19 protein-coding genes, 1 tRNA gene, 1 pseudogene and 1 other annotated feature are annotated in these 20,842 nt (G+C 38.9%); of the genes and pseudogenes, 13 read left to right on the forward strand and 8 right to left on the reverse strand.

Going from position 1 to position 20,842, the window contains the following annotated elements; genetic code table 11:
* Both FJR04_RS19750 and FJR04_RS19755 read right to left on the reverse strand, forming a co-directional pair.
* Positions 1–844 (reverse strand): annotated as a pseudogene (locus FJR04_RS19750) (hypothetical protein); the annotation flags it as partial.
* A 15-nt stretch (positions 845–859) separates the two neighbouring features.
* The gene (locus FJR04_RS19755; RefSeq protein WP_168497937.1) at positions 860–2,191 is read right to left on the reverse strand and encodes a P-loop NTPase fold protein; all 1,332 of its coding nucleotides are present in this window, start codon (positions 2,189–2,191) and stop codon (positions 860–862) included.
* Positions 2,192–2,558: 367 nt separating this feature from the next.
* On the opposite strand from FJR04_RS19755, the gene FJR04_RS19760 reads away from it, so the two are divergent.
* Entirely contained in the window at positions 2,559–2,810 is a 252-nt protein-coding gene (locus tag FJR04_RS19760; RefSeq protein ID WP_168497939.1) for a helix-turn-helix domain-containing protein, read from the forward strand.
* Entirely contained in the window at positions 2,788–3,507 is a 720-nt protein-coding gene (locus tag FJR04_RS19765; protein WP_168497941.1) for a hypothetical protein, read from the forward strand. Before FJR04_RS19760 ends, FJR04_RS19765 begins: the two co-directional genes overlap by 23 nt.
* Before the next feature lie 8 nt (positions 3,508–3,515).
* Here the strand turns inward: FJR04_RS19765 and FJR04_RS19770 are convergent, their stop codons facing one another.
* Both FJR04_RS19770 and FJR04_RS19775 read right to left on the reverse strand, forming a co-directional pair.
* The gene (locus FJR04_RS19770; protein WP_168497942.1) at positions 3,516–4,646 is read right to left on the reverse strand and encodes a DNA cytosine methyltransferase; all 1,131 of its coding nucleotides are present in this window, start codon (positions 4,644–4,646) and stop codon (positions 3,516–3,518) included.
* A gap of 147 nt (positions 4,647–4,793) precedes the next feature.
* Entirely contained in the window at positions 4,794–7,337 is a 2,544-nt protein-coding gene (locus tag FJR04_RS19775) for a DNA topoisomerase (ATP-hydrolyzing) subunit A (protein WP_168497944.1), read from the reverse strand.
* A gap of 214 nt (positions 7,338–7,551) precedes the next feature.
* On the opposite strand from FJR04_RS19775, the gene FJR04_RS19780 reads away from it, so the two are divergent.
* Complete coding sequence (locus tag FJR04_RS19780) at positions 7,552–7,950, forward strand: response regulator (protein ID WP_168497946.1); 399 nt, start codon at positions 7,552–7,554, stop codon at positions 7,948–7,950.
* A 178-nt stretch (positions 7,951–8,128) separates the two neighbouring features.
* On the opposite strand, the gene FJR04_RS19785 is transcribed toward FJR04_RS19780, so the two are convergent.
* Both FJR04_RS19785 and FJR04_RS19790 read right to left on the reverse strand, forming a co-directional pair.
* On the reverse strand, positions 8,129–8,998 hold the full coding sequence (locus FJR04_RS19785) for a tetratricopeptide repeat protein (protein WP_168497948.1): 870 nt from the start codon (positions 8,996–8,998) through the stop codon (positions 8,129–8,131).
* Positions 8,999–9,082: 84 nt separating this feature from the next.
* Positions 9,083–10,492 (reverse strand): cell wall metabolism sensor histidine kinase WalK, encoded by a 1,410-nt coding sequence (locus FJR04_RS19790; protein WP_168497950.1) that lies wholly within the window; start codon positions 10,490–10,492, stop codon positions 9,083–9,085.
* A gap of 317 nt (positions 10,493–10,809) precedes the next feature.
* Here FJR04_RS19790 and ppk1 point away from each other — a divergent pair, with 317 nt between their 5' ends.
* Positions 10,810–12,975, forward strand: coding sequence for a polyphosphate kinase 1 (gene ppk1, locus FJR04_RS19795; protein WP_168497952.1), 2,166 nt, complete (start codon positions 10,810–10,812; stop codon positions 12,973–12,975).
* 582 nt (positions 12,976–13,557) lie between these two features.
* A complete protein-coding gene (locus tag FJR04_RS19800; RefSeq protein ID WP_168498014.1) occupies positions 13,558–13,992 on the forward strand; it encodes a response regulator transcription factor in 435 nt (144 codons plus the stop codon).
* Positions 13,993–14,085: 93 nt separating this feature from the next.
* Here FJR04_RS19800 and FJR04_RS19805 read toward each other — a convergent pair whose 3' ends face one another.
* A complete protein-coding gene (locus FJR04_RS19805; protein ID WP_168497954.1) occupies positions 14,086–14,268 on the reverse strand; it encodes a hypothetical protein in 183 nt (60 codons plus the stop codon).
* Positions 14,269–14,410: 142 nt separating this feature from the next.
* Here FJR04_RS19805 and FJR04_RS19810 point away from each other — a divergent pair, with 142 nt between their 5' ends.
* Entirely contained in the window at positions 14,411–14,953 is a 543-nt protein-coding gene (locus FJR04_RS19810; protein WP_168497955.1) for a DUF2854 domain-containing protein, read from the forward strand.
* Between the two features lie 88 nt (positions 14,954–15,041).
* On the opposite strand, the gene hflX is transcribed toward FJR04_RS19810, so the two are convergent.
* Complete coding sequence (gene hflX, locus FJR04_RS19815) at positions 15,042–16,778, reverse strand: GTPase HflX (protein WP_168498016.1); 1,737 nt, start codon at positions 16,776–16,778, stop codon at positions 15,042–15,044.
* A gap of 208 nt (positions 16,779–16,986) precedes the next feature.
* Here hflX and rplS point away from each other — a divergent pair, with 208 nt between their 5' ends.
* The 7 genes from rplS to rplJ all read left to right on the forward strand — a co-directional run bounded on the left by rplS (position 16,987) and on the right by rplJ (position 20,802).
* Positions 16,987–17,349 (forward strand): 50S ribosomal protein L19, encoded by a 363-nt coding sequence (rplS, locus tag FJR04_RS19820; RefSeq protein ID WP_168497957.1) that lies wholly within the window; start codon positions 16,987–16,989, stop codon positions 17,347–17,349.
* Positions 17,350–17,498: 149 nt separating this feature from the next.
* Positions 17,499–17,571, forward strand: a tRNA-Trp gene (locus FJR04_RS19825).
* A gap of 185 nt (positions 17,572–17,756) precedes the next feature.
* Positions 17,757–17,978 carry a preprotein translocase subunit SecE gene (gene secE / locus FJR04_RS19830; RefSeq protein ID WP_168497959.1) on the forward strand — a complete coding sequence of 74 codons (222 nt, stop codon included), beginning with the start codon at positions 17,757–17,759 and terminating at the stop codon, positions 17,976–17,978.
* Positions 17,978–18,610 (forward strand): transcription termination/antitermination protein NusG, encoded by a 633-nt coding sequence (nusG, locus tag FJR04_RS19835; protein WP_168497961.1) that lies wholly within the window; start codon positions 17,978–17,980, stop codon positions 18,608–18,610. The genes secE and nusG overlap by 1 nt, the downstream gene beginning before the upstream one ends.
* Positions 18,611–18,616: 6 nt before the next feature.
* The gene (gene rplK, locus FJR04_RS19840; protein ID WP_168497963.1) at positions 18,617–19,042 is read left to right on the forward strand and encodes a 50S ribosomal protein L11; all 426 of its coding nucleotides are present in this window, start codon (positions 18,617–18,619) and stop codon (positions 19,040–19,042) included.
* A gap of 116 nt (positions 19,043–19,158) precedes the next feature.
* Positions 19,159–19,875: a 50S ribosomal protein L1 gene (gene rplA / locus FJR04_RS19845; protein WP_168497965.1), complete on the forward strand. Its 717-nt coding sequence runs from the start codon at positions 19,159–19,161 to the stop codon at positions 19,873–19,875.
* Between the two features lie 72 nt (positions 19,876–19,947).
* Positions 19,948–20,112 (forward strand) — a sequence feature (ribosomal protein L10 leader region).
* A 120-nt stretch (positions 20,113–20,232) separates the two neighbouring features.
* Complete coding sequence (gene rplJ / locus FJR04_RS19850) at positions 20,233–20,802, forward strand: 50S ribosomal protein L10 (RefSeq protein ID WP_168497967.1); 570 nt, start codon at positions 20,233–20,235, stop codon at positions 20,800–20,802.
* Positions 20,803–20,842 lie beyond the last annotated feature (40 nt).

Consider the following 20,842-nt stretch of genomic DNA (forward strand, 5'->3'; position numbering starts at 1 on the left):
GATTTTTTCTAATATATTGTAAATAACCTAATTCAAAAAATAATTTAGCTTTTTGTTCATTATCTATTTCATGTTCAATAATATCTATAATTTCTAGGATTTTCCGATTTGTTTCTTCATTCGTTAAATTTACATATTTTTCATAAGTTCCTTCTTGAATAATCCTTGTTGCTTCTTGTTCGAGAGTTGTTGAATCTAAAGGAAAATCAAATAAACCAGAACGCCAATCAAAGAAATCAGGGGCGCGGTGAATAAAATATTTAATTGCAAACTGAGGTAATAAAAAAACAAAACACATTTTCAAATTATCTCTAAACCGTTCTCGCTGTTGATTCAGGTTAATTAAAACAGGTGGTACACCTTCCCAACTATAGGAATAGGTTTCTCTACTACTCCAACCTGCTAATTTTTTACATTCTTCATATTCATACAGTGAAGACTCTAACCCAGTGATAAATAAAACATTAATTTGGTCTTTATTTTCTAAATCATTAATTATTTCATATAAATTAGTAATAGATTTATCTAGCTGTAAAACTTCTATCTTTTTATTATTAATATCTTCTTTTACTTTAATAATTAATTTTTGACCTTCAGCCGGAGAACAGCGTACAAATAACAATTCAAAGCCTTCGGTAAATTGAAGTGTCCGAATAAATGCCTGATATTCTTCATCTTTGTCTATTGGTAAATCATGATCCCAATCACTTAGTTTAAGAGGCATAATTTTAGATATATAATAATGTAGGTTGGGTTGAGAAAACCCAACATTTTCAACATTTCCAACATTTCCGTCATTATGTTGGGTTTCACTTTGTTCTACCCAACCTACGATGTTTAACAATTTTTAAAGCTGTTTTTATCCAGGATATCCTTCATCATAAGCATCCTGAAATTCTTTTATCCCTTTAATTAAAGGGTGAATATCATACCAAACTTTACTACTTCCATCTGGTTCTATATAACGATATTCTAAAACACAACGATTAAATAATAAACCCCGATAAAGTTGATCATTAACTATCTCTTTAGAATGATGCACTTTTGCTAATGCTTCCCATTCATTATGAAAAATTGTATTTTTGTAAGTAGTTCTCAATTCGCTAAATGAACGTTGTAAGGCTCTTTTAGAAATAGGTAATTTTGTTGTATATTTAATTGCCTCCTTCATTAATAATAATAAATTCCGCACATGACCACCACTCATCAAACATAACATTTCTAAAGATTGACTATCTTCAAATATATCAACTATTAAGCGACCTGGATCAATCTCACTCAAACGCTTTTGCAATAGTTCAATAACCTTACTAATTCCTCTTTCATAAGGTTTATTTTCCGGTGTTTGTACCATAATCATTGGTAAAACTTGGGGAGTTCCATAAATATCCGCTAATGATGAAGCGCGATCAGAATAAATTAAAGAAATTGGGACTGTATAAACCAAATGACAATCTAAATCTTTCAATTGTTCATTACGATCTAGAAAAATTTGGTCATGATTACTACGTCCTTCTCCTTGATTGATAGGGACAATTCTATCTAAATTATCAGCAATTAAAACTAATTCATGATATTGTGAAGGTAGACTCTTTTTAACATCTTTAATAAACTGCTTTAATGCCTTTGTTAAAGTAATCGTATGGGGATTAATTAACTGCCGAATTTTAGAACGTTCACCCGGTTCAGTGCGTATTTTAGTAGTAATTTTTGCAAATTGGGAAACTTGCGCTTCCATTGATAATTCTTCTAGAGAAATTTTTGTTTGTAGTAAATCCTTTAAATCTTCGCAACGTTCTTTTAACCAATTTGATATAGCTTGAGAATCGGTTTGATCTTTAAAGACTGCTAATATATTGCGTGTACAAGCTAAAATAATATCTGTATATTGAACATCTTCAGGATCAATATCTTCCTCATCTGCGGCAAAATAAACAACAAAAAACCCATTTTCATCTAAATATTTTTGTAGTCTGAGTAATTCTGTAGATTTACCTGCACCACGATGACCAGCGTATAATTGACAGGTGTTTCTGTCAGAGTACAAAATCTCATTTCCTACCGCTTCTAGTATATCCCCATCACCCCGCACTTCGTGACAATCAACATAAACAGGATCTCCAGCCGGTAAGGGTTGGAAGGGGTCAAAGGCGTTAAATAGCCGCTTTAAAAAGGCAAAATCTGATGTCATAGTAGAAAATATCAGTATCTAACGTCATATTAGCGCAAAAATACTGACATTCATCTAATTATTAGTTAGGGTTTGCTGAAAAAGTTATCTGTGAGGGGAGGGAACAGGGAACAGGGAACAGGGAACAGTTTCAACTATCTGGATATCCTCAATTTCCCATATCCGACAAGGAAAAATGCAACTGTTTTGAGACACCATAAGCTAAAACCTTGCACTTGCTTGTTCTTGAAATCCGCGAAACCCCTATTAATAGACGGTTACAGCTTTATTCAGCAAGCCCTAGTTAAATACCCGACTTGATTAAGGTGATATATATTGAATACTTTAGTCTGTAGCACTTTTGTATTCAATACCTTAATCTCTTTTCATGCAACCAAGTAAACTAGACCAAAATTTAGGGCTAGAAATACAACGTCGTCGTTTAGAGAAAGGCTTTTCCCAAGAGTATCTAGCAGAAATTACAGGTCTGCATAGAACCTATATTAGCCAATTAGAACGAGGCTTAAAAAGCCCATCTGTAAGAGTTCTGAGTCATATCACAAATGCTTTAACTGTAACAATGAGTGAATTTTTGCAAGCTGTAGAGGAATCTTTAAGTGTTGACAGAAAACGAGATTGAGAGGCTAAAACAAGCTATTCTTGCTACTATTGCATCCCCAGTAATTGGGTCAATAGAAGATTATGCTTGGGAAGCTATTTTTCATTATATTAAAGATATTCCTCTGACAGATCCAGCTTTAGGACGTAGTAAACTACTTTATGATGCTGTTAATATTTTAACTAAAACAGGTTGGTCATTAAAATCTCTTCAACTGAATAATTTAAAAGTTGGGAGTACATTTTTCTTTGTAATTCAAAGAGCCGATATTATTAGTAAAGCTGATCAACTTGGTTTCCCTAGTTTAACAGAATTATCTGCACCAGAAGAACTAGGTGCGGCTGTTATTCAACATTGGAATGAAAAATTGATTACAAATCAGTCATTACAAAGAGTTGAAAATAGTTATGAAAGCATACTTCTGAAAACTATTAAAGGTAATGAATATGTTTATTGTGAATATCCTTTATATCCACTTGATCCTACTACTTTTAATTGGGCTTGGACAATAAACAAAAAAACAGGTAAAAGTGGTGCAGGTTTACAAGGTAGTGTAGAAGATAAAGTCCAGTTAGTTTGGTACAAAAATCAAAAACAACTTTTTAAAGCTAGAATTATTCCTCTAGAAGCAGTCAGAATAAATATTCAGAGAACTCGTCTTAACCCTGATAATTATGTGAAAACTATTCTTGCAGCTTTACAAGCCCAAAATTCCTAATCTTAACTTTAGAGAATACATTCAGCGATAGTTTTAGCTAATAGTGGAGGTACAGATTCACCAATTTGAGAAGCCATTTCTGTATATGTTCCCAAAAAGTGAAAAGTATCTGGATAAGAATGAAGTCTAGCTGCTTCACGTATTGTAATAGTTCTATTTTGTGTGGGATGAAAAAATCTCCCAGAACCAGGATGAAAAACCCATCTTGTAATTGTCTTCGCTGGTTGATCCCAATAAAGCCTTCCATAAGCACCACTATAATGTTTTTTAGGTGCTAACTCTGGTGGTAAATTTCTAGCATCTTGTCCTTCTTTTAACAGCTTTACTCTTGACATTTGAATTGAACTTAAAGCCCGCGCAATATGGTTTGTAATTTTACTACTGTTATGTCTAATTAAAGTTTGATAACTTGTTTGAGGATCTGAGGGATATCTATCTTCATCATATTTTTGTCCAGCATTTAATTCTGGTAAATCTCCAATTGCATCTTTAACTGTGACGATTGGAGAAGAATTGGATTTTAGTAGGTTTGTTTGATAGTATGATTCTTGATTTTTAGAATTAATTTTAATATCATCATTATGTGTAGGGTTGGGTAAGACAATTAAACGCTCTAAACTAGCAACAAAAAAAGCTCTACTTCTTGTTTGTGGTACTCCATACTTAGCAGCATTTAAAGATGATGATATAACTTTATATCCAAGTGATTCTAGTTGATTTGTAATTTGATATTTGAATAACCCTTTATATGCTGTCAAAATTTCTGGAACATTTTCCATAATCACGTAAAGAGGTTTAAACTCTTTTACAAAATCTAAAAAACTTTTATATAATTGATTCTGTGGATCATCTATATAGCGATATTCAGCAGGTATATTTCTGGAAAACCCCTGACAAGGAGGACCGCCAATTATCGCTTGTAATTGTTCTCTCTCTAATCCTAAATTGTGACGAAGTTCTGAGGGATTAACTTCACGAATATCTTGATGTATAACTTTAGTATTTGGGTAATTATGTTGATAAGTTGCTAAGGCTTTTTTATTTGCATCAATGGCACATAAGGCTTCAAAGCCAGCCAAATGAAAACCTGTAGTTAAGCCACCTGCACCAGAAAATAAATCAATAATTTTGTTGTTCATGATTGAATACTATAGTATTCGGGAATTAATGTCAAATACTTTGTTTTTTCAGTATTACTCAGACACCGAACTGTTTAAAGAGGTATAATTTTTTTTATTGTGAGTCTTAAAAATCCCCGTGTCTTGAGACCGGGGAGTGTCAAAACCCTACTCCACCTCCACCACAGAGATAATTCTCTCATCCCGGTTCAGTTGACAAATAGTTTCACCTTTACTGTCCTTACTGAGATGAGGAACTGTATCTACTGATATGCGGATTACTCGCTCTTTATTTGTTAGTAGTGCGACTTCTGTTCCTGGATTTGCTCGTACCATTGCGGCTAAATTGTCGGTTTTGTTATTAAATTTCAAAACTTGTATCCCTAAATCACCACGATTAGCAGCCCTTAAGGTACTGGCTGGCATGATTTTGGCATATCCCTCTTCTGTGACTAGCAATAATTGGCCATCTTTGCTGACATTGACGCAGCCAACCATTTGCTGATTTTTCAAGAGTCGGAATGCTTGTAACCCCATTGCAGCACGACCCATCACTGGTAGCTGTTCATCATTGACGGGAAACCTTAACAGACGACCGCTAGAACTAGCCAAAATGAGATGTTGTCCGCTGGTAGTGAATTGGGTAAAAGCTAATTCGTCATCATCTTTGAGTTTCAAAATTGTAATTCCTCTTCGAGAGAGGTTAACAAATTCTGATAAAGACAGACGTTTAATGCGTCCTTCCTTCGTCACCAACACCATTTCTTGATTTTGTGGATTTTCGGGTAGCAAGAACCGGGTAACTATACCTTCGGTATTACCTTGGGCGGTACTGGTAAGCATAGTAATCAATGGCGTTCCCCTCGCAGAACTTGTAGTGAGCGAAGTCGAACTACGTCCAGTAGTCATGGGAATATCTCCCACCGTAATCGGATAGACTTTACCCCCGCTAGTCAGGATTAATAGGTCTTTCTGAGTATTAGTTAATTCAGTTTGGATAATGAAATCATGATCCAATAACCCGTTTTCCCCTTTCGGTTTTTTGCTGTTGGGAGAAATGCGGCGCACATAACCCCGTTGAGTAACTTCTAAAATAGTTTCTTCTGGGGGTTGTTCTGGTTTGGAATGGGGAATTTTAGATGGGGAATTTTCTTCTGGTGCTACTGCTGATTTTTTAGTTTTAGTTTTATCTTCTGGAACTGGTTTTTCTTGGTTATGAACAATTTTGGTGCGACGAGGATCATTGTATTTGCGTTTGAGTGTCCGCAAATCTTTTTTCAAAGCCTTGAGGAGTTCCCGTCTATCTTCCAGTAATGTCCGCAAGAGGGTAATTTCCTGGCTAATTTGGTCAAATTCCTTTTGTAAGTTTTGCTGTTCTAAACTGGTGAGACGACGTAATGGCATAGACAGAATTGCATCTGCTTGTACCTCAGTTAAATCCAGATGGCTACAAAGTGTCATCTTGGCTGTACTGCCATCGGGAGCTTGCCGTAAAATTGTAATAACATCATCTAAATTTGACAGAGCTTTTAGCAATCCAGTGAGGATATTGACCCGATTTTCTGCTTTCTCTAGTTCATAACTGTAGCGACGGTTGAGGGTATGTTCTCGGAACTTGAGAAATTCCTCTAAAAGTTGCCGTAAGCTTAATTGGCGGGGTTGTCCATCAACTATAGCTAAAAGAATCGCCCCAAAGGTCGTTTGTAAAGCAGTTTGGTGATACAAATGCTGGAGTAATTCTTGGGGGTTGGTATCACGTTTAAGTTCAATAACTACGCGCATTCCATCGCGATCGCTCTCATCCCGAATATCAGAAATTCCGTGTAAACGACCTTGATTGACTAAATCGGCGATTTTTTCAATCCAACCAGCCTTATTGACTTGATAGGGCAGTTCTGTGACTATTAATGCTGTGCGGCGTTTACTTCCCCTGGTGGCAGGAATTTCTTCCATTGTCACTATGCCGCGCATGACAATACCACCTTTACCAGTGGTGTAAGCCTCTTTAATTCCCCCATGATCAACAATTTCCCCACCAGTCGGAAAGTCTGGTCCGGGAATTAATTGAAATAATTTTTCGTCCGTTAACTCTGGGTTATCAATTAAGGCAATTAACCCATCTACAATTTCTCCCAAGTTGTGGGGAGGAACATTTGTGGCCATTCCTACGGCAATTCCGGCACAACCATTCAGCAACAAAAATGGTAATTGAGCAGGTAGTACCGTTGGTTCTTGTTGGGAATTGTCGAAATTCCCAGTAAAGTCCACCGTTTCTTCGGCAATTTCCGCCAACATTCCCTCATGTCCCACAGGTGCAAGACGGGTTTCCGTGTACCGCATCGCCGCTGGTGGGTCATTATCAACACTGCCAAAGTTACCATGTCCCCCCAGTAAGGGATAACGGCTGGAAAAGTCTTGGACTAATCGAACTAAAGCATCATAAACTGATTGATCACCGTGAGGATGATATTTACCGAGAACATCTCCAACCACACGGGCGCATTTTCGGTAAGGTCGATCTGGTGTTAAACCCAGTTCGTGCATGGCATATAGGATGCGCCTATGCACTGGTTTTAACCCATCACGGACATCTGGTAAGGCTCGCCCCACAATCACACTCATGGCATATTCTAGGTATGACCGTTGCATTTCGGTGTGCAGGGCGGTGGTGATGACCTGTCCCTTGGAGAGAAGGTTTAACTGTTTTGCCATGAGGTTTTTCCCTGAATTTTCACTACACAACAGCCGCTAGAAGATAACACGCTTCGCAATCACAGCATAACGGATGAAATAGAAATACTCACACAATCTTGATACTCATTAAGATAAAAAGCAGTAGTATTATCCTTGATGTGATCTAAGCTTATGGATTATTAAAAATACAACAGAGATTGCTCCGGTGTTAGCCCTATTAGTATAAAGTCTCATGAAAACTGTTTTAATTGTCGAAGATGATTTAATTAATGCTCGCGTTTTTTCTAAAATTCTCACTAAACGCGGTGGCTTGGGTGTAAAACATACGGAAAATGTAGACGAGGTCATGGAAATTGCCCAAGCGGGTCAAATTGATTTGATTTTAATGGATGTTTCTTTGTCACGTAGTGTATATCAAGGTAAGTCTGTTGATGGTATCAAAATTACACAAATGTTAAAATCTGACCCACAAACAGCCCACTTACCGATTATTTTAGTGACAGCACACGCTATGGAAGGCGATCGCGAGAATTTTCTGAAACAAAGCGGTGCTGATGGTTATATTTCTAAGCCTGTGGTTGATCATCAACAGTTTATAGACCAAATTTTCAACCTGCTACCACCAGGATAAGTAGGTTGGCGTTGAAAATAGTCGTTGGGGCAAGGGGGCAGGGGAGCAAGGGAAGGTGACAGGTGACAGGTGACAGGTGACAGAGAAGAGGCAGGGAGCAGGGAGAATATGTTTTCAACTGACAACTGACAACTGACAACTGACAACTGACAACTGACCAATCACCAATTACCAATCCCTATTGAGGTGTTGGTAATTCCTCCTGTTGCACTAGTGCTAATTTAATTTCCGGTAATTCTAGGAATTTTTTGGTATCTGACAGCAAGCGTTCACCCCAAAGATTTTCTTTGAGAAAATCTAAATCGGCATAACGGTAATCTGTGCGGAGTGCGGATATTCCCATTTGTAAGCCTTTTTGTCTATCCCCTTTGTTATAGGATGCCACTGCTAAAGCAAGCATTGGTTCGGCGGCTTTTTGATCAATGGTGACTGCTGTTTGCCATTGCTGAATTGCTCCTGAAATATCGCCCTGCTCGTATTTGATTAAACCAATGTTGTTGATGGCTGGCCAAAACTTTTGATCTTGTTTAACAGCCAAATTGAATTGAGCGATCGCTTCTGGGAATTTATTTAACATAAAGTAAGCGTTGCCCAAATCAAACAACCCCCCAGCATAATCGGGTTTCAATTTCAAACCCTGTTGATAATGGGTGAGCGATGCTTGGTAATCTTTTTTTTGAAACTTAGCTGAACCTAAAGCAAATAGCACTTCAGGATTTTTGGGGTTGAGTGTTTGGGCTTTGTTCAATGAGGTAATAGCCTCATCAAATTCTTTATTTTGTAAATACAAACTCCCCAACAGCCACCAGACTTTATCATTCTGCGGAGCTAGTTTTGTCGCTAACTGCGCTCTGAGTAAAGCTGGTTCAACCCTCTGAAACTGAGCTAACATAGCTGCTTCCTGTGCCAAGCTCAAACCCTGCCGCTCTAACTGTGCATAATCAATCTGCACTGTATGAGGAATGAATGCTTGAGCATGAGCAGCTTTAGGCAAACTCCATAAACTACAAGCAACTAAAAGAGAAATTAACCGAATGTGTTTTGGCACACTACCGCCTCTTAAACCACAAATCAAGGAATCATTTCCGATAGCTTAACAAAATCAGATGGATTGGTCATTGATCATTGGTTATTAGTCAGGGGACAAAATTGGTAGAGTAACGGTGAAAGTCGTACCTTCACCTGGTGTACTGGTTACTTGAATTTGTCCTTGATGATGTTCGACAATAGCTTGAGCGATCGCTAATCCTAATCCTGAACCAGTAGTTGTGGTTTTATCTGTTTTGCCAGTTCTATGGGTTCGTGCCGGATCAACTCGATAAAAGCGGTCAAATAATCTTGGTAACGCTTCTGTGGGGATACCAATTCCTGTATCACTGACTTTAATTTGTAAATAAGAATTAGTGTAACGCATTCCGGCAACTCGATTTATGCCTTCTATTCTCCCTAATTCTACTTTTATTACTCCTGATATCGGAGTATGTTGCAAAGCATTGCCAATTAAATTTGTCAATAATCTTACCAATTGCTCCCAATTTCCCATCAAAGTAAACCAGTTTTCTAATAATTCAGGATTAATTTCTGTCGGGGGAGGATCAACTAAATGAAGAACTAAATTAATTTGTTTTTCCCTAGCTACAATTTGTTGTTCTTCGACAACTTCCATCAAGAGAGCATCAAGAGGACAAGCTGAAAATACATCTGTGCTAATACCACTATCTTGTCTCGCTAAAAAAAGTAAATCATTTACTAACTTTCCCAATCTTTGAGTAAGTCTTTCTACTACTTTTAATTGTTGGCGATATTGAATTGTATTGTTTCCTGTTTCTTCAACTAAATCTAAATCAGATAAAGCCACTTGGACATTAGTTTGAATTAACGCAATAGGACTTCTTAATTCATGGGAAGCATCAGCGGTAAATTGTTTTAAGCGTTGGTAGGATTCCCCCACTGGTTCCATAGCTTTCCCCGATAAAAACCAACCACTGGCAGCTACAGACAATACCATTAAACTGATACCTAAAGCCAAATCAAAAATTAATTGTCGGCTGGGTTTTGTCACCTCAAACCAAGGATGACTGACTCGCAAATAGCCTAAAACCTGTCTTCCTAGTTCTATTCTTTTAGTAACTTGTCTTAATAATAGTGCAGATTCTCCCCATCCTCCCATACCAGCGACGCGCACAGTTTCACCTGTATGATAAGTATGAATAGGAATATCTAATATTTCCGAAAAAGTTGACCACACTAATTCACCATTAGGATTAAACCACTCTAAATCAATGCGATCATCTTCCGCATTTTCAGCATTATTACGAAAACTAGCTTCTATATTTACTCGCAATTGAGTCGGGTGAAAGCTGATTGGTTCAATGACTAAAGAACGTTCTACAACTTCCACCACATGATATAATGTATCGTCAATTCGCTCAATTAATGTACTGCGAACATACAAATATACCCCACTAGCAAATAGTAATAGTAAGATTGCAGTTACAGCGGTGTACCAAATAGCCAAACGGCGACGAGTAGCCTGAAACATATAACATTTCCTACGTCTAACGAGGTAAAAACTTATTTCCTGCCCCTCTGCCCCCCTGCCCCTGCCTTGCCCCAAGGACAATTTTTAACGCCCACCTACTTAGGGGATTAGCGAACTGACAAGTCAGCACTTGCGCTATCGCCTCACCCACTCTACGTATATTAAAAAAATTAAACATGAGTCTTATACATAAATATAATTCAGTCTACAACTGAATCAGCTTTCTACATGAAGAAGTGTAAAAATCTAATCACTAGCAATTAAGATATGTATATTCATTGGTTCTATGAACAATGTCTACCTTAATCTAAGTAATCATGGCGAAACCAAAAAAAAATCCGGGTGCTATTAATTTAAGTGATCAGCAATACTACATTAACCGTGAATTAAGTTGGTTAGAATTTAACAGTCGGGTGTTGCATGAGGCCTGTGATCCGAGAACTCCTTTATTAGAAAGGCTAAAATTTTTAGCCATTTTTAGTTCTAATTTAGATGAATTCTTTATGGTGCGAGTGGCAGGTTTAAAGCAACAGATAGAAGCCACTGTTAATTTATTAACTCCAGATGGACGGACACCACAAAAACAACTAGATGATATTCGACTGAATCTCAGACCCCAAGTTCAAAGACAAAATGCAGAATTTGAGAAAGTTTTACAACCACTGTTAGCACAACAGGGGATTTATATCCTAGATTACATAGAACTGAATGAAAAACAAAGAAATTACTTAGATAATTACTTTGAAGAACAGGTGTTTCCGGTTCTCACACCCCTTGCTGTTGATCCTAGTCATCCCTTTCCATATATTTCTAATCTCAGTTTAAATTTAGCAGTGGTGCTAAAAAATCCCGATACGGAAGAGGAGTTTTTTGCCAGAGTTAAAGTTCCTAGAGTTTTACCACGATTTTTGCCTTTACCCCCAGAGTTGGGAATGCAGGAAGATGGAAAAATTGCTAACTGGACGGGGATTCCCTTAGAACAAGCGATCGCTCATAATTTAGAATCTCTCTTTCCAGGGATGAATATCCAAGAATATCACCCCTTCCGCATTACCCGTGATGCTGATTTGGAATTAGAAGAAGATGAAGCGGATGATCTCTTATTAGCTATTGAACAAGAACTCCGCAAACGGCGCATGGGTGGAAATACTGTCAGGTTAGAAATTCGCTCCCAAACCCCTACATCAGTTCGTTCCCGGCTTTTACAGGATTTAGGATTAACGGAAAGTGATATTTACGAAGTTGATGGTTTGTTAGGATTGCGGGATTTAATGTATTTTTTGGCGCTACCATTACCAGAACTAAAAGATCCCCCTCGTCAATCTGTCGTTCCTCCCCGCTTACAACGGCTGAGAGAACCAAGCATTGATGTTGATGTTCCAGAACTAGAAGAAGGAAAAGACTTTTTTTCCGTAATCCGCGAAAAAGATTTGCTAGTCCATCATCCTTATCAATCTTTCTCCGGTACAGTGGAGCGTTTTATTACTAGCGCCGCCCATGATCCTAATGTCCTAGCTATCAAAATGACTCTTTACCGGACTTCTGGAGACTCACCCATTGTCAATGCTTTAATTGCTGCGGCAGAAAATGGTAAACAAGTTTCGGTATTAGTAGAATTAAAAGCCCGGTTTGATGAAGAGAATAATATTTACTGGGCTAGACGTTTAGAAAGAGTTGGTGTTCATGTTGTCTATGGTTTAGTTGGTTTGAAAACCCATAGCAAAATTGTCCTCATCGTCCGTCGGGAAAAAGACCGGATGCGTCGCTATGTACATATTGGTACTGGTAATTATAACCCCAAAACAGCACGACTCTATACAGATATCGGATTATTCAGTTGTCGGGAAGAATTGGGTGCAGATTTAACAGATGTGTTTAATTTTTTAACCGGTTATTCTCGCCAGAAATCCTATCGAGAAGTTATGGTTGCACCTGTGAATATGCGCGATCGCTTTCTCGAATTAATTAAACGCGAAATCGAAAATGTCCAAAAAGGATTTTCTGGTCGGATTGTTGCCAAAATGAACGCCCTAGTTGATCCACAAATAATTTCTGCACTATACGAAGCTTCCCGCGCTGGTGTGAAAATTGACCTCATTATTCGCGGGATATGTTGTTTGCGTCCTGGGCTACCAAATCTCAGTGATAATATTCGGATCATCAGCATTATTGGTCGCTTTTTAGAACACTCCCGAATCTTCTATTTCTACAACAATAGTCAAGAAGAAATATATATCGGCAGTGCTGATTGGATGCGTCGCAATTTAGATCGTCGAGTTGAAGTAATTACCCCTATCAAAGATCAAGATATTGCCAAGGACTTGCAAGAAATTTTAGGCATTATGTTGGCAGATAATCGTCATGCTTGGGATTTACAACCTGATGGTAGTTATATCCAAAGATATCCCGGTGAAAACTGTTCAGAAGCTAATTCCCAAAAAATTCTGATGTCTATGGCATTACGTTCTGTTGGTATGAATTAAACTCTCATTAGTTGCAGCAAAGGTGAATAATAACTTGAGATTCTGATAGCGGATGCTTGGCGTTAGCTATACTTGAATTGACAAATTATTATGTGAATTCTTCTTCAATCAATAGATATATATATTGGAAATAATCACTCAGGAGATAATTATGCAAAAACAACATTTCCTTAATGAATTTTCCGCATTTAAATCATTTTTTAGTCACTTAAATTCATCCATAAGATAGAGTGAATTATTTCACCTATACTCATACACTATAAGAGTTCATATCATTTTGGATATTTGATTTTTGATATGGGATTGTCCAAGACTTACAAAAAAAGGGAACAGATAAGAAACAAAAGTTGCTGAGTTTAAAGCTCAGTTAAAAAAAGGATGTTTTTCAAAGATGCGTAGCACGAAAAAAACAGTGTCTTTATTTCAATATCATGTTTAACTCGACTCGAACATGAGTTTTTTCTGTTACCTGCTGCTTGTTGCCCGTTTCCTGTTCCCTCTGAATTTATAAGCTTGACAATTTTCTCTTTATCAGCATCATCTTTCAAATTGATATCAATTAATATTTATTATTGGCGTGGAATGTTAATGTTGTCCCGTGAGTCTTCTAACTTACGTATTCTAGTAGTTGATGATCATGAACTCACTCGTTTAAGCCTACAATTAGTTTTTTCTCTTCAAGAGAATATTAATGTTGTTGGTTTAGCTAGTAATGGTCAAGAAGCTATAGAGATGGTTAAATGCTATAAGCCTGATGTCATTATTCTCGATTTGCAAATGCCAATTATGGATGGTTGGTTAGCATCTGATTACATTAAATCTATATCTCCAACTACTCAAATTCTTGCTTATTCTTCCATAGATGAAGTAACTTTTGGGCAAAATAAAACTAGACATAAGTTTGATAAATTTTGCAAAAAAGATATTCCGACTTTAGACCTTGTGGCTTTAGTGAGAGAGTTAGGTCAGAGAATTACTGATAGAGTAAATGCGATCGCTCCTGAAGTGGTAAACTAAAAGTGCGATCGCATTTTTCTGTAACAATACATTGTTAGGAATAGACAATAGGTAACTCAAGATTAATTCCCATTACCTATTACCAGCTAGAAGTTAATTATTTCTCGCTTCAGGAATAGTCCGTTTAAATTCATCCATTAAATCATCTAATTCTTCCAAAGCTTGATTGACATCAACTCTTAAAGTCCCTAAATTGGGTTGTTCTAATAAACTCAGCAAATATTCACGTTTACCTTGAACTGTGCTAATTCGCTCTTTAATTGTCTGAATATCCATTTTTTGGCTTCCCGTCTTTTAAATACTTCAAATCTAAAGTTAACGCAAAAAGGAAAAATTTCACTTACTCTTTTCCCAATTTGTCGCTGATCAGAGATCATAATAGGCTTAAGATGAAAAGAAATTATACTAATCTCAAATTATGATCGGCGGAATTTCTCTGGGAACACTTGGTTTAACAATAGGTAGTATACTGACTATCATAGGTTTTATTGCCTACTTTGCGGATAATGCTACTCTCAATCTAGTCGGATTTTTCTATGGTTTTCCGCTGCTATTGGGAGGTTTAGCCCTGAAAGCTAATGAACTTAAACCCATACCCTTCAGCCAAGCTACCACACCATCAATTCTGGAACTCAGAAAACAACAAGCAACTGTCACGCAAAATAAAATTCGCAAAGACATTACACGCTACTGCTATGGACAAAAGTCCCATTTAGATGTAGCTCTAGCATATCTAGGCTTGAGTCCCACTGACGAGGAAAGACCAGTAGTGACTAGTTTACAAGAAACCGAAGTCAATGGGGCTTATACCTTAATTTTAGAATTCTATTCACCACTAATTACCCTAGATACTTGGCAACAAAAGCAGGAAAAAATGACCAGATATTTTGGTCCTGACGTAGAAGTGAGCATCAAACAGCCCAGCGAAGATTGCATTGAACTAGCTTTAATGAAGCAATAGTAGGGGCGGGGTTTCCCCGCCCATTTTGACAATTATCAATCACTTTAATGAAGCAGGAATAGGGTTTCCCCGCCCATTTTGACAATTATCAATCACCATCCACAGCGTATTGAATTAGTAAAGATAAACGCTGACGGAGAGTTTCTAGTCCTAAACGCCCAGTAGCAGAAATAAATACTGCCAAGGGAAACTCCTCTCTTGCTAAAGCCAGTGTTTCACTACTAACTTGATCAATTTTATTAAAAGCAACTAAGGCAGGTCCAGGTGTGACTGGCATTTGCGCGAGTATGTCCCGAACTGAACGAATATGACCTAACCAAGCCGGATGAGATAAATCTACTAAATGTAGTAAAGCATCCGCTTCTGTGACTTCCTCTAAAGTGGCACGAAAGGCATTCATCAAAGATTCAGGTAACTCATGGATAAACCCTACAGTATCTGTCATGAGAGTTTCCTGGGGTGCGCCTGTCTCCGCGTGGGGAAGTATTAAACGCCGGGTAGTAGGGTCAAGGGTGGCAAACAATTGGTCAGCCGTGTATACTTCCGAATTGGTGAGGGCGTTGAGTAGAGTAGATTTACCTGCATTTGTATAACCTACCAAAGCTACCGAGGGAACTTCCCGATGTTGTCGCCGTAGACGTAACCGACAACGATGAGCTTGTAATTGATTAACTTCTTGTTGCAGTCGAGAAATCCGTTTTTGAATAGTCCGGCGTTCTGTTTCTAATTTGGTTTCACCTGGTCCTCTTGTCCCAATACCACCTCCTAATCTGGACATGGCTTGACCTCTGCCTGTGAGTCGTGGCAGCATATATTCTAATTGTGCCAGTTCCACCTGTAATTTACCTGCACCTGATTGAGCGCGTTGAGCAAAGATATCTAAAATCAATTCGGTGCGGTCAACAACTCTCACACCAATTTGTGTTTCGAGATTGCGGACTTGGGCTGGTGAAAGATCACGATCAAATACTACCAAATTAGCGCCTAGAGTTTGGGCGGCTAGGGCAACTTCTTGGACTTTACCTTCACCGATAACTGTTTGGGGATGAATGCGCGATCGCTTTTGTTGTAACGTCTGCAATACTTCTCCTCCAGCAGTATCTACTAACCTTCCCAATTCTGAGATGATGTCTTGGAATTGTTGAGGAGTAGTATTTTCTGTTAGCACTCCCACAATCACTACCCGATCATGATCAGCGTCTACTTCTTGAGCTACATACTCCCGACTAAATTCTTCTTCTAAACTTTCTACTAAGTCTAGAAAATCCTGGTCGGCTAAAGCATCTAAGCTCAAAGGTGGTGATGTGTGAGAATATATCCCCGCTTCTGGAATATTGATCCCAGAAGATTGAGTTGCAACTAACTGTCTGCTATTGGCTACTAGATGCGCTAAGTAAGCTTCTTTTACGTATCCAGTTGAACCACCACCACGCTTTGTAAATCCTGTACCAGTAATATTTAAAACTACTAAGGCATCCAATCTTTGTAAAGCCATCGCCGTCAATGCTGACTCATTCGGTGGTTCTGACTTCAGATTGGTGGATAAACAACGAATACCGCTCAGACGCTCTGCGCCATAACGTGGCAATTCCAGGGGTGGAATTTGGGTTTGACGTGGAGTACCTACACCTACTCGAATCACTTGTCCGCGACGGTTGAGATAGGCACAAATAGGTTGATTAATTTCTGTACTAATTGCCGCCAGACGTTGGGCAAACTCGGATGTAGTAATGCGATCGCCTGATATCCTTTGGTGGTACAGCCGCTGGAGTTGTTTTAGCTGGCTGGACTTTAAACCTTGAACATTTCCAAAGATGGTCTCTATAGGCGTTTATGACCAGTAAACTGGCCCCCCCTGAATCCTTACACTGTCTATTTTACAACAGGGATTGGTCATTGGTCAGTTGTCAGTTGTCAGTCGTCATGTAATGGGTAAAATTAATATTCTTTACCTAAATGCGTTAAATAACTGGACTCGCGGGCGATTATGGATTTATAATTAGCGATTGGGAGTTTTTTCAAAAAACAGAAAAATGAACGTACAAGAAATTATTCGCTCAATCGAAGCGGAACAATTAAAGTCAGATTTACCTGATATCTATGTAGGTGACACAGTTAAAGTCGGAGTCAAAATTAAGGAAGGGGCAAAAGAACGTGTCCAACCTTATGAAGGTGTCGTCATAGCCAGACGGAATGGTGGTATTAACGAAACTATTACAGTCCGCAAAGTTTTCCAAGGCGTGGGTGTTGAAAGAGTATTTTTGCTGCATTCTCCCCGCATTGAAAGTATTAAAGTATTACGTCGTGGTAAGGTTAGACGTGCTAAACTCTATTACTTACGCGATCGCGTCGGTAAAGCAACCCGGATTAAACAAAGATTTGATCGCGCTCTGTGATTCAAAATGGTGAATTGATCGAAAAAAACCAAGCTGCAAGCGGCATCTGCCGCTAACTTGCCAAAAAGAAAAAAATAAGTTACAATAAAACTCGAATTGCGTTAAACTAAAAAAAGTTCAGCGCAATCACTGTAACAAGAAAAGCTTGTGCGCTCTTAGTTCAGTTGGTAGAACGCAGGTCTCCAAAACCTGATGTCGGGGGTTCAAGTCCTCCAGGGCGCGCTGAAAAGAAAAATATAGCCCGAAACAATAACGTGACTGCCATATTGGCAGAAAGCGTTAATTATTTCGGGTATAATTATTTTTAAATTACAGCTTTCTTGTTGTCATTTCATTTAGGTCGAAGCTGTAAACCTTGAGAAAAATAACAAGGTCAGGCTATTTTAAGAAACGGGGGTATAACGACTGTGGCCAAAAAAAGTGAAGCAGAAATACCAGAAACCGAAAATGGGTTTAGCTTAAACAATTTTTTCCAAGGAACGAAGGAAGAACTTGAAAAAGTGGTCTGGCCCAGTCGGAAACAGTTGGTGAGCGAATCAGCCGCCGTACTGTTAATGGTTACACTCTCCGCATCTTTGATATACTTGGTCGATGGATTGTTCGGTTGGGCAGCAAAACAGGTGTTCTGATGACTTCTGCAACAGACGAACCACGCAACTTAGATTTGCAGTCAGAGGAAGCACTGGAAACAGCGATAAAAGAAACACGCTGGTATGCAGTGCAAGTAGCCTCCGGCTGTGAGAAACGAGTCAAGACAAATTTAGAGCAGCGCATCCAAACTTTTGATGTAGCTGACAAAATCATCCAAGTGGAAATTCCCCACACACCAACGGTGAAAATCCGTAAAGATGGTAAACGTCAGCCAGCAGAAGAAAAAGTTTTTCCTGGTTATGTGCTAGTACGAATGGTAATGAGTGATGATACATGGCAGGTGGTAAGAAACACCTCTCACGTCATTAACTTTGTGGGGGCGGAACAAAAGCGTGGTGCCGGTAGAGGCCGTGGTCACGTTAAGCCAGTTCCTTTGAATCCAGCGGAAGTTGAACGCATATTCAAACAAACCACAGAACAAGAGCCAGTAGTCAAAATTGATATGGCTACAGGTGATAAGATAGTTGTGCTTTCTGGTCCATTTAAGGATTTTGAAGGCGAGGTGGTTGAAGTTTCCCCAGAACGGAGTAAACTAAAAGCTCTACTCTCAATCTTTGGAAGAGATACACCAGTAGAATTGGAATTTAATCAGGTTAAAAAACAGAGCTAAATACAAATGGCGAAGAAAGTAGTAGCGGTCATTAAATTGGCCCTGAATGCTGGGAAAGCCAACCCAGCACCGCCAGTTGGTCCTGCCCTGGGTCAACATGGTGTTAATATCATGATGTTCTGCAAAGAGTACAACGCCAAAACAGCAGATCAAGCTGGAATGGTGATCCCTGTAGAAATTTCAGTTTATGAAGACAGAAGTTTTACATTTGTACTCAAAACCCCACCAGCATCAGTATTGATTCGCAAGGCAGCGAAAATTGAAAGAGGCTCAAATGAACCCAACAAAAAGAAAGTTGGTAACATTAGCAGAGCGCAATTACGCGAAATTGCTCAAACGAAACTGCCTGATCTCAACGCCAATGATATTGATGCAGCCATGAATATCGTGGAAGGAACTGCTAGAAATATGGGCGTAACTGTCACAGATTAGGTGACAGTCAACAGGTGACAGGTGACAGTAAATAACAACTGACAACTGACAACTAACCAATAACAAAATCATATCGGGGGAGAGGCGCAGCTTCGAGATGACCCCAGGAGAAAAAAATGGCAAAAAAAGTATCACGCCGGTTACAGGCGCTGTTAGAAAAAGTAGAAGATAGGGATTATATACCCTCAGAAGCATTAGCTCTGTTAAAAGAAACAGCAACCGCTAAATTTGCTGAAGCGGCTGAAGCTCATATCCGTCTAGGAATTGACCCCAAATATACAGACCAACAGTTGCGGACAACTGTGGCACTGCCTAAAGGTACAGGACAGATAGTGCGGGTGGCAGTGATCGCTAGAGGGGAAAAAGTCACAGAAGCAAGTAATTCTGGTGCGGATATAGCAGGTTCAGAAGAACTGATTGAGCAGATTCAGAAAGGCTTCATGGACTTTGATAAGCTCATTGCTACACCAGACGTGATGCCACAGGTAGCAAAGCTTGGTAAATTGCTGGGTCCCCGTGGTTTAATGCCATCACCCAAGGGTGGAACAGTAACATTTGATGTTGCTAGTGCGATCGCCGAATTCAAAGCAGGTAAATTAGAATATCGTGCTGATCGGACTGGGATTGTTCATGTTATGTTTGGTAAAGCTTCTTTCTCACCTGAAGATTTATTAATCAACCTCAAGGCATTGCAAGAGTCAATAGACCGTAACCGTCCTTCAGGAGCTAAAGGTCGTTATTGGCGTTCCTTGTATATCTCTTCTACAATGGGTCCATCAATTGCGATTGATGTGAGCGCCCTACGGGAGTTAAAATTGACTGAAGTTGCCTAATTTGGTCATGGATAATTGGTCACAGGTAATTGGTCATAGTTTTATATCATCAATGCCCCATGACCAATAATCAAAATTAAATAAGCAAAGCCGGAGACAGCAGGTGCTAATAACTTAATACCCTGCCGAGGTTGTAATTTGAACCCACAGTTTAAAGCGCAAAAGCGTTATAACTATAGGATTTAAAATACCACCTGGAAACCCCGGCTCAGATAGCTGGGGTTAATTGTTTTCGGTTAGTCAGAAAAAAGGTTACAGATAAAAGATGACAGCCAATTAGGTCATAGGGAATAGAGTAAAAACTCTTCACTGATAACCAACAACTAAGATAATTTTGCCCTTGGAGGTGAGATAAGTATGGGAAGAACGTTAGAAAACAAAAAAGAGATAGTAGCTGATCTCAAAGAAACCTTGAGTTCATCAACTTTAGCTCTGGTAATTGATTATCAGGGGCTGACAGTTGCTGAAATCACGGACTTGCGTCGGCAACTGCGTCCTAGTGGTGCTGTATGTAAGGTGACAAAAAACACCTTGATGGGCATTGCCATTCAGGATCAGCAACAATGGCAACCAATGTCAGAATTGCTCAATGGCTCTTCGGCATTTTTGCTAGTTAAAGAAGATTTATCTGCGATCAAAGCTTATCAAGCATTCCAAAAAGCCACCAAGAAAACAGAAATTCGCGGTGGTGTCATGGAAGGTCGTGTCCTGAGTGAAGCTGATGTCAAGGCTCTAGGAGACTTGCCATCTAAGGAACAACTCATGGGTCAAATTGCTGGTGCTATCAACGCTGTAGCTACCAAGCTGGCTGTTGGTATCAACGAAGTTCCCAGTTCCTTGGCTCGCGCTTTGCAAGCTGTCGCTGAAAAAGAAAATAGCGGTAGTCCTGAAAGTGCTTCCGAGTTAGAGGTAGTTAGTGAAAGCTAACCACTAATAAATGACGACTAACAACTAACAAATCAAAAAT

The organism is Anabaena sp. UHCC 0204 (assembly GCF_009711975.1).
In the GTDB taxonomy this organism is placed as follows: domain Bacteria; phylum Cyanobacteriota; class Cyanobacteriia; order Cyanobacteriales; family Nostocaceae; genus Dolichospermum.